The following is a 9,184-nucleotide window of genomic DNA, read 5'->3' as shown; positions in this document are numbered from 1 at the left end:
CACCGCCAGCGCCACGCTGGCCGTCAACAGCGGCGCGACCCTGTCGCCGGGCGTCCCCGGTTCGGTCGGCACGCTGACGATCAACGGCAACGTGGTGTTCGCCTCGGGCGCGACCTATCAAGACACGTTCAACGGCGCCAATGCCGGCCTGACCAATATCAACGGAGCGGCGACGCTCGGCGGCGCCAGCGTCGCCGCGATCGGGGTCGGCGTCGGCGTGACGCCCGGCGTGCAATATCTGATCCTGACCGATACACAGGGCGGGCTCGGCGTCGGCGGCAATATTTTCAATCCGATGGTCAGTTACGGCGGCTACACCGGAAAACTGACCTATAGCGCCAACGGCGACGACGTGTACCTCACCTTCACGGGGGCGGGGGGCTGCTATGCGGGACCGTTCCCGTCGACCAATTCCGCCTCCGTTCCCTGCATCCAGGCCCGCAACACCTCGTTTGCCGGCAACATCGTCAACGCGGCCAGCGGCGTGGTAAGCCCCGGCTCTCCTTCGGGCGTCGGCATTCTGGTCAGTTCAGTCTCGATGTCCGGAAACATTTCCAACGCCGGAACAATTTCCGCCCCGACGGGCATCAGCCTCGTCGGCGCCACAATCAATGGCGCGATCATCGACAGCGGCGTGATTCAGGCGACGGGCGCCGGCATATTCATCGACGCTGCCAGCAAGATTGTCGCGACAAAAACCGCCATCGCGATCACCGGCCCGAGTTTTTCAGGCGGCATTACCAATGCCGGCGCCATTTCGGATTCCGGCGGTTTGGCGGGCTTTGGCATTCAGGTCGGCGCTTTCGCCGAAAACAAACTCGTGACGAGTTTCTCCGGCGGAGTCAGTAACTCGGGCACGATTTCAGGCTTTATAAGCGGCATTTTTGTCAGTGGATTCGAGACTTTCTCCGGAGGGATCAAAAATAGCGGAACGATATCGACCAAAGCCGAAGGCATTGCCGTGTACAGCTTTAGTGGAGACACGCCGAGCTTCTCGGGCGGGATCAACAATAGTGGAACAATCTCGGCAAACGACGAAGGGATTATTGTTAACGGGGTCGACACCTTTTCTGGCGGGATCAGCAATAGCGGGACGATCGCGGCTGGCGGCGCCGGCACCGGCATCGAAGTCTACGGTTTGAGCACATTCTCCGGCGGGATCAGAAACTCCGGCACGATCTCGGGCGGCGGCGCCGGAATCATTGTCAGCAAAGCAAACACGTTCTCTGGCGGGATCGGCAATAGCGGCGCGATCTCGGCTATCGTCGCCGCCGGCAGCGGCATCGGCATCGGCATCACCGTTGGTGATGTGAGCACGTTTTCGGGCGGCGTAACCAATAGTGGCGTCATCACGGCGGTCGGCGCCGCCGGCAGCGGTTTCGGCGTTGGCATCGGTGTCGGCCTTGTTAGCGCATTCTCCGGCGGAATCAGCAATAGCGGCGCGATCACGGCGGTCGGCGCCGTCGGCGGTTTCGGCGTTGGCATCGGTGTCGGCTTTGTAAGCGCCTTTTCTGGCGGGATCGGCAATAGCGGCACGATCTCGGCGGCTTCCGGCACAGGCGCCGGCGTTGTGGTTCTCGGCGTGAGCAGTTTCTCCGGCGGGATCGGCAACAGCGGCGCGATCTCATCGGCCGGCATCGGCGTCGGCGTCGGAGTCGGCAGCGCCTTATTAACGAAACTCTGCGGTGTTCGCGGCTGTGGGTCTTTGACTTCCCAGTTCGTCGGCGTCTCGACTTTCGCAGGCAATATTTCGAATTCCGGCACGATCGCCGCGAAGACCGGCATTGCGATTGGCGCAGGTGTGAATTTCGTTTCCGGCTCGGCCATCGTCAACAGCGGCACGATCTTCGGTTCGACCGCCGCGATCGACGTCAGCGCCGCGACCAGCCCGGTCGTCATCAACCAGACCGGCGGCCTCATCTCCGGCGCCATAAAACTCTCGGCCAACGCGGATGTGCTCAACATTTCCGGCGGAACCGTCGCCGGCAATATTCTCGGCAAGGGAAAGGCCGACACGGTCAATTTCGCACCGGGCGCGGGCCAGACGTTCACTTACGCCAGCGGCTTCGGATTTTCGGGCGTCAATCAGGTCAACGTCAATTCCGGCCAGGTGATTCTCAATGGCGTCAATAGCTCGAACCACGTCACCGTTGGCGCGGGCGCCGAACTGGAAATTGGCGACGCGCAAAACCCCGGCGCCACGCTGACCAGCGCCAACCCGGTCGCGGTCTACGGCGCGCTGGCTGGCCATGGCGCCTTGTTCGGCGGCGTGATCATCGAACCCGGCGCGAGCTTGTCGCCGGGCGGCTCGATCGGCACGCTGACCGTCAACGGCAATCTCAGTTTTGCGTCGAACTCGTCCTATGTCGTGGCGATTACGCCCTCGGCGGCCTCGAAAACGCAGGTCAATGGCGCGGCGACGCTCGGCGGCGCGACCGTTTCCGTTGCGCCGCAGCTCGGGAAATATGCGGCGCACACCTATCAAATTCTCAGCGCGACTTCTGCGCTCGGGGCGGGCAATGTCTTCAGTCCGACGGTCAGCGTGACGGCGAGCGGATTGATCAAGAACCCGACGCTCAGCTATGACGCCAATAACGTCTATCTGACCATCGGCGCCTATTATAGTCTGCTCGATCTGCCGTCGAACGCCCCGTATAACGCGCAAAACACGGCGCGCGTCCTCAATAATGCGATCCTGTCCGGCGCGATTTTGCCGAGCGGCCTGCAAAACCTCGCCGATCTTTCCGGCGCCGGGCTAGCCGCGGCCGTCAATCAACTGGCCGGCCAGCAGCAGGGCAGTTTCGGGCTCATCGGTTTCGAAGCCGGCAATATGTTTCTGAACCTCATGCTGAACCCGCATATCGCCGGACGCGGCGATTTCGGCGCCTCGACGGCGCCGGCCTTTTTGTCCTACGGGGCCGATCCCGTCGCCGCCGGCGCCAGCCGGGCCTTTACCGCCCTCGCGCCGTCGGGAAAAGCCGGTCCGGGGCCTGCGCCGGTATTCTGGGGCGCCGCCTATGGCGGCAGCGAAACCGTCTCGGGCAATGCGACCTCTGGCGCCGCTCGAACCTCCGGTTCTGTCTACGGTTTTGCGGGCGGCGTCGATTATCATATCGAGCCCAACGCGGTCGTCGGCATGGCTTTGGGCGGCGGCGGAACCGGCTGGGGCCTAGGCCAGGGCATGGGAAGCGGACGCTCCGACATGTTTCAGGCCGGCGTTTACGGCTCCTTGCATTTCGGTCCGGCGTATCTGGCGAGCGCGCTCGGCTATTCGCTGCACGATGTGACAACGACTCGAACCGGCGCCATGGCGGGCATTGGCAACCAGGATGGCTCCTTCACCGCCCATGTCTTGTCGCAGCGGCTGGAGGGCGGATATAGTTTGCCGGTCTCGGCTGGCCTGACGTTGACGCCCTATGGCGCGAACCAGGTTCAGGCGCTGTTCCTGCCGTCCTTCACCGAGACGGCGCTGGGCGGGATCGGCTCGGCGGCCTCGCTCAATTACGCCAGCCGCAATTTCGCCACCGACCGCACCGAACTTGGCGGCTGGCTCGATTATGTCGCTCCAGGCTACGGAGGCGCGTTGAAAATTTATGCCCGTGCGGCCTGGGCGCATGATTTCAACAACCAGAGTTTGACGGTGGCGTCGTTCCAGTCGATTTCGGGGAGCAGTTTCTTCATCAATTCCGCGAAGCCTGCGCCCGACGGCGCACTTTTGACGCTGGGCATCGAATACAGGCTTGGCGACGGCTGGTCGATGCTCGCGAAATTCGATGGCGAATATTCCAGCACAACCAACATTTATTCGGCGACGGGCCAAATCCGGAAGACGTGGTGATCTGAAACGACCCAATGGAAGTCTGTCGCCGCAGGACGACCCCGTTTTAGCCCGGTCGCCTTGGCGCAACAGGCAAAAGCAATTAATAACTTTGCGGAGATTTGGTCCGTTCTGCGCATCATTGTCCGCACCGCAAGGCGCTTTCAAGTGGAGTCCGTGGTGTCGCGGATGCCTCCGAAACACCAGCGCAAACAAGGCGAATTGAGAACATGTGTCATTCCCGCATCCGTTTACTCCATCTGGCGGCCCTCGCGACAGCGCTCGGCGCCTGCTGCTCTCTCGCGCAAGCGCAGCAGAACACCTCGGCGACCTACGACGACTGGATTTTGCAATGCCAGAACGAAACCACTCCGGCGCCGCGCAAATTGTGCCAGATTTCGCAGGTCAGTCGGATCAGGGAAAATAATACGCCGTTTTCTCGCGTCCTTGTCGAAAAGCCGGCGAGCGGCAAACCGGTGATTTTCGTGGCGCAACTGCCGGTCAATGTGTCGGTGCGGGCGCCCGTCAGCCTTCGCCTCGACGACTCCGATCCGGGTATTTCCACGACGATTGAGCGCTGCGTGCCGGCCGGCTGTTTTGTTGAATTTGAATTCAAGGACGATTACCAGAAAAAGGCTCGCTCCGGAGAGGGAATCGGGAAATTGACTTTCAAGGATGCCGGCGGACATGACATCGTCGTGCCCTTGTCCTTCAAAGGTTACCGCCCGGCGTTTGACGCGTTGCTGAAAGAATGACGCGCTACCGGGCCTGTGGGTCAAGTGGATGATGTGTTGTAACTCCAAACTTCGGGCGGGCGGAAATTTCATTGACGGGGAACAACTCAGGCCAAGGCGCGACCCATGAAAGCTTTTTCACCGCATTTGCGACGCCTTGAAGCAGAGTCGATCTTTATCCTTCGCGAAACCGTGGCCGAATTCCATAACCCGGTGATGCTCTATTCCATCGGAAAAGATTCCAGCGTGATACTGCATCTCGCGCTGAAGGCATTTTTTCCGGCCAAGCCGCCCTTTCCATTGCTCCACGTCGATACGACCTGGAAGTTCCAGGAAATGATCGCTTTTCGCGATCGAACGGCGGCGAGGGTCGGTATGAATCTGCTGGTCCATGTCAATGAGGAGGGCATTTCCTAAGGGGTTTCGCCGGTCGCCTCCGGCTCTGCCATCCATACAAGGGTAATGAAGATCGAGGGGCTGCGTCAGGCGCTCGACAAGTGGAAATTCGACGCGGCTTTCGGGGGCGCCCGCCGCGACGAGGAAAAAAGCCGCGCCAAGGAAAGGGTCTTTTCCCACCGCAACGCAGCCCAGGCCTGGAACCCCCGCGACCAGCGCCCCGAACTGTGGACGATTTTTAATACGCGCCTCAACCCGGGCGAGTCGATGCGGGTCTTTCCATTGTCCAACTGGACCGAACTCGATGTCTGGGACTATATCGCCGCAGAGAAAATTCCGGTCGCGTCGCTTTATTTCGCCAGGCCTCGGCCGGTGGTGCGGCGCGACGGCGCGCTGATCATGGTCGACGACGACCGGCTGCCCTTGCTGGAGGGCGAGGTCGCGGAAATGCGGCGCGTCCGTTTCCGCACGCTCGGATGCTATCCGCTGACCGGGGCGATCGAATCCGGGGCCGAGACGCTGGAGGAAATCATTACCGAAATGCGCGCCGCGACGACCTCCGAGCGCCAGGGCCGGGTGATCGATTACGATGAATCCGACTCGATGGAGAAAAAGAAGCGCGAGGGCTATTTCTGATGAAGTTCGACGCCCCGCAAAAGTCTCCGGCCGGCGCTGAAGCGCGCGCCGTCCAGCTTCCGACGCTGCGTTTTCTCACCTGCGGATCAGTCGATGACGGTAAATCGACGCTGATCGGTCGCCTGCTTTATGAGCGCGGCCTGATCTTCGATGACCAGCTGGCGGCTTTGGCGCGCGACTCGTGCAAATTCGGCACGGTTGGCGATGAAGTGGATTTCGCCCTGCTGGTCGACGGGCTGGAGGCCGAGCGCGAACAAGGCATCACCATCGATGTCGCCTATCGTTACTTCTCGACGCCGGCGCGCGCCTTCATCGTCGCCGATTGTCCCGGTCACGAGCAATATACCCGCAATATGGCGACCGGCGCCTCGAACGCCGATCTGGCGATCCTGCTGGTCGATGCGCGCAAGGGCCTGTTGACCCAGACGCGCCGTCACGCCGCCATCGTCGCGCTGCTGGGCGTCCGCCACATCGTGCTGGCGGTCAACAAGATGGATCTGGTCGACTACGACCCCGCTGTCTTCGAACGGATCGTCCGGGAGTTCGCCGAGGCCAGCGCGCGTTTGAATTTTCGCGTCGTGACCCCGATACCGATTTCGGCGCGCCTCGGCGACAACGTGTCTTCACCGTCGCGACACATGCCCTGGCATGAGGGCCCGACCGTCATTTCCTGCCTGGAGGCGGCGGACGTCGAGGACGCGCGGGCCGAGCGGCCCTTGCGTTTCCCGATCCAATGGGTCAACCGGCCGCATGGCGATTTTCGCGGTTACGCCGGGACCATCGCCGCGGGCCGCGTCCGCCGGGGCGACGAAGTCGTCGTCGCCGGCTCGGGACAGAAAACGCGGATCGCGCGCATCGTCACGATGGACGGCGATCTGGAACAGGCCGAGGCGCCGGATTCGGTCACCCTGGTCTTCGCCGACGAAATCGACGCCTCGCGCGGCGACCTGCTGTGCGATCCGTTGGACCGGCCGGAGGTGGTCGATCAATTCGCCGCCCATCTGATCTGGATGAGCGAGCAGGAACTTCTGCCGGGCCGCTCCTATCTGATGAAAATCGGCGGCCGGAGCTTTCCGGCGAGCGTGATGGAGATAAAATACCGGCTGGATATTGACAGCCAGGCGAAAATCGCGGCCAAGACGCTCCGGCTCAATGAAATTGGCTTCTGCAATCTCGTCACATCGGCGCCGATCGCCATTGACCCTTACGAGGCCAATCGCGTCACGGGCGCTTTCATCCTGATCGACCGCGCCGACAATGGCGTCGCGGCGGCGGGAACCATCGCCTTCGCGTTGCGCCGCGCCAGCAATGTGCATCCACAGCCCCTTGCCGTCGGCAAGGCGGCGCGGTCGCGACTGAAACGTCAGAAGCCGAAAATCCTCTGGTTCACCGGCCTCTCCGGTTCAGGCAAGTCGACGATCGCCAATCTTGTCGAAGCAAGGCTACTTGAACGACAGGCCCATTCCGTCCTGCTCGACGGCGATAATATCCGTCACGGGCTCAACAAGGATCTGGGCTTTACCGAGGCCGATCGCGTCGAAAACATCCGCCGCATCGGGGAAGTCGCCAAACTGATGATCGACGCCGGCCTGATCGTGCTGTGTGCGTTCATTTCGCCTTTCGGGGCTGAAAGGCGGATGGTGCGCGATTTGGTCGAACCAGACGAATTCATCGAGATCTTCGTCGATACGGCGTTGGAGGTCTGTATCGAGCGCGACCCCAAGGGTCTCTACAAGAAGGCGCTGGCCGGACAGATCAAGAATTTCACCGGGGTGGATCAGGCCTATGAACGTCCGGAGGTTGCGGAAATCGTCATTGGCGCGGAATCCCTACGTCCGGAAGACGCCGCCGAGATTATCTTGCGCTATCTCAAAGATACAGAGACATTCTATGTCACCTGAACAGTCGGCGTTGCATTGAACTCTATGGACTCTCGCTTATGCCCGCGCGAAAGGGCTCCGGCAGATTCGGACTCGCATCCGGGCGCGGCTTGACGAGCAAATGAAAATCATCGGATCTGTTGAAGTTTCGGCGGTCGCCTGAGTTCCGGCTAGTGAACTTACCGCCGGCCGCGTTTTCGATCTCGGGAAGGTCCGCTTTTGTTCTGCGACTCAGGCTCGACCAGAAGGGATCGAATGTCCGGACCTGTGCAGGTTTTTGGACGCCGGCGTCACGAAACGCGCCGCTTGCTCCGGCGACCGGCGTCCAAAAAGCGCCAAGGCACGAAGTCGCGGGACGGTTAGCGCTGTGCAGGCAGCCAGCGCTATGGGGATTTGATTTTCACGCCGGTTACGGTGGTGGACCCGAAGGCCGTGCCCAGCGACCCAGACAGGGTTTTGAGGGGCTTGGCGGTGCGCGACAGGGATAGCGGGGCTGGCCTGGAGCTTATCAACCGGCGATAGGCGGGTTGATCGGCGTGATTTTGGCGAGAGAGATCACCGCCAGCGTGGAGCCAGCGCAATGGAACGGGAAAGCGGCGGCGCTGACAGGCGGTCTGGCTCATGATGTGTCGATCGTGCTTGGGGTAGGCCGCCACCTTGGCTGGCATCCGCGCGCGAAGACCTCGATGACGATCATGCGGGCGCCGCAGCGCGGGCATGGGGAGCGCAGCACGCGCGGCCCGTCCGGTGTGACATCCGGCTGCTGTTTCGGGTTGGCGGCAGGCGGGTCGGCGCCGAGCAGCGCGCGGGCTGTTGCGATGTTGTCGGCGCGGTTGGCGTTGGCGAAGAGCCCGTAGTGCCGGATGCGGTGGAAACCCCTGGGCAGCACGTGCATGAGAAAGCGCCGGATGAACTCGTGCGGGTGAAGACGCATCGTCATCCAGCGATCCGGACCTTCGATGCGATAGTTCTTCCAGCGGAAAGCGACGCCGGCGGCGTCGGCTGCGATGAGGCGGCGGTTCGATATGGCGACCCGGTGGGTGTAACGGGAAAGATAGCGCAGCACCTGCCTGGGTCCCGCGAACGGCGCCTTGCAATAGACGATCCACCTGGTGCGCCGCAGCGGGGCGATGAAACGCTTGAACGCAGCTTTGTCGGCGAGCCCGGCATGGGCGTTGAAGAACTTCAACTGGCCGGCGTCGTGGGCGGCGGTGAGCATGGCCAGCATCTTGCCGCTGAACAGACGCGCCAGCAGGTGGACGTGCACAAGGAAGTTGGAGCGGGAGGCGACCCATCGCGATCGGTCGAGCGAGAGCCCGCCACCGGGCACGATCATATGCACGTGCGGATGATGGGTGAGCGTCGAGCCCCAGGTGTGCAGCACGGCGGTGATGCCGATCCTGGCGCCGAGTCGCCTGGGATTGGCGGCGATGACGAGCGTTGTCTCGGCCGCCGCCTTCATCAGCAGGTCGTAGACCACGCGCTTGTTCTGGTAGGCGATGTCGCGCAGCTTGCTCGGCAGCGTGTACACGACGTGAAAATACGGGACGGGCAAAAGCTCCGCTTCGCGGTCGGCCAGCCATCGGCGCGACGCTGCGGCCTGGCACTTCGGGCAATGCCTGTTGCGGCAGGAGTTGAAAGCGATGTGGGTATGGCCGCACGCCGCGTTGTCGCAGCGTGCGACGTGGCCGCCGAGCGCCGCCGTTCGGCAGCGCTCGATT

General features: G+C 62.3%; 4 protein-coding genes and 1 pseudogene. 4 read left to right on the top strand and 1 reads right to left on the bottom strand.

Features of this window, described 5'->3' with window-relative positions; translation table 11 throughout:
• The 4 genes and pseudogenes from QZY01_RS15685 to cysN all read left to right on the top strand — a co-directional run.
• Positions 1–3,838, top strand: a 3,838-nt coding sequence (locus QZY01_RS15685; RefSeq protein ID WP_294538801.1) for an autotransporter domain-containing protein, incomplete at its 5' end; no start/stop codon positions are given.
• Positions 3,839–3,939: 101 nt separating this feature from the next.
• Entirely contained in the window at positions 3,940–4,572 is a 633-nt protein-coding gene (locus QZY01_RS15680; protein ID WP_294538798.1) for an invasion associated locus B family protein, read from the top strand.
• A 105-nt stretch (positions 4,573–4,677) separates the two neighbouring features.
• Positions 4,678–5,583: pseudogene (gene cysD / locus QZY01_RS15675) on the top strand (sulfate adenylyltransferase subunit CysD).
• A complete protein-coding gene (cysN, locus tag QZY01_RS15670) occupies positions 5,583–7,484 on the top strand; it encodes a sulfate adenylyltransferase subunit CysN (RefSeq protein ID WP_294538795.1) in 1,902 nt (633 codons plus the stop codon). Before cysD ends, cysN begins: the two are co-directional and overlap by 1 nt.
• Before the next feature lie 598 nt (positions 7,485–8,082).
• Here cysN and QZY01_RS15665 read toward each other — a convergent pair.
• Positions 8,083–9,184: IS91 family transposase (locus tag QZY01_RS15665; RefSeq protein ID WP_294538792.1), on the bottom strand; the 1,102-nt coding region annotated here is incomplete at its 5' end.

Origin of the sequence: uncultured Rhodoblastus sp. (assembly GCF_903903185.1) — a bacterium.
GTDB lineage: Bacteria > Pseudomonadota > Alphaproteobacteria > Rhizobiales > Beijerinckiaceae > Rhodoblastus.
This window is presented reverse-complemented; position numbering and strand designations above follow the sequence as displayed.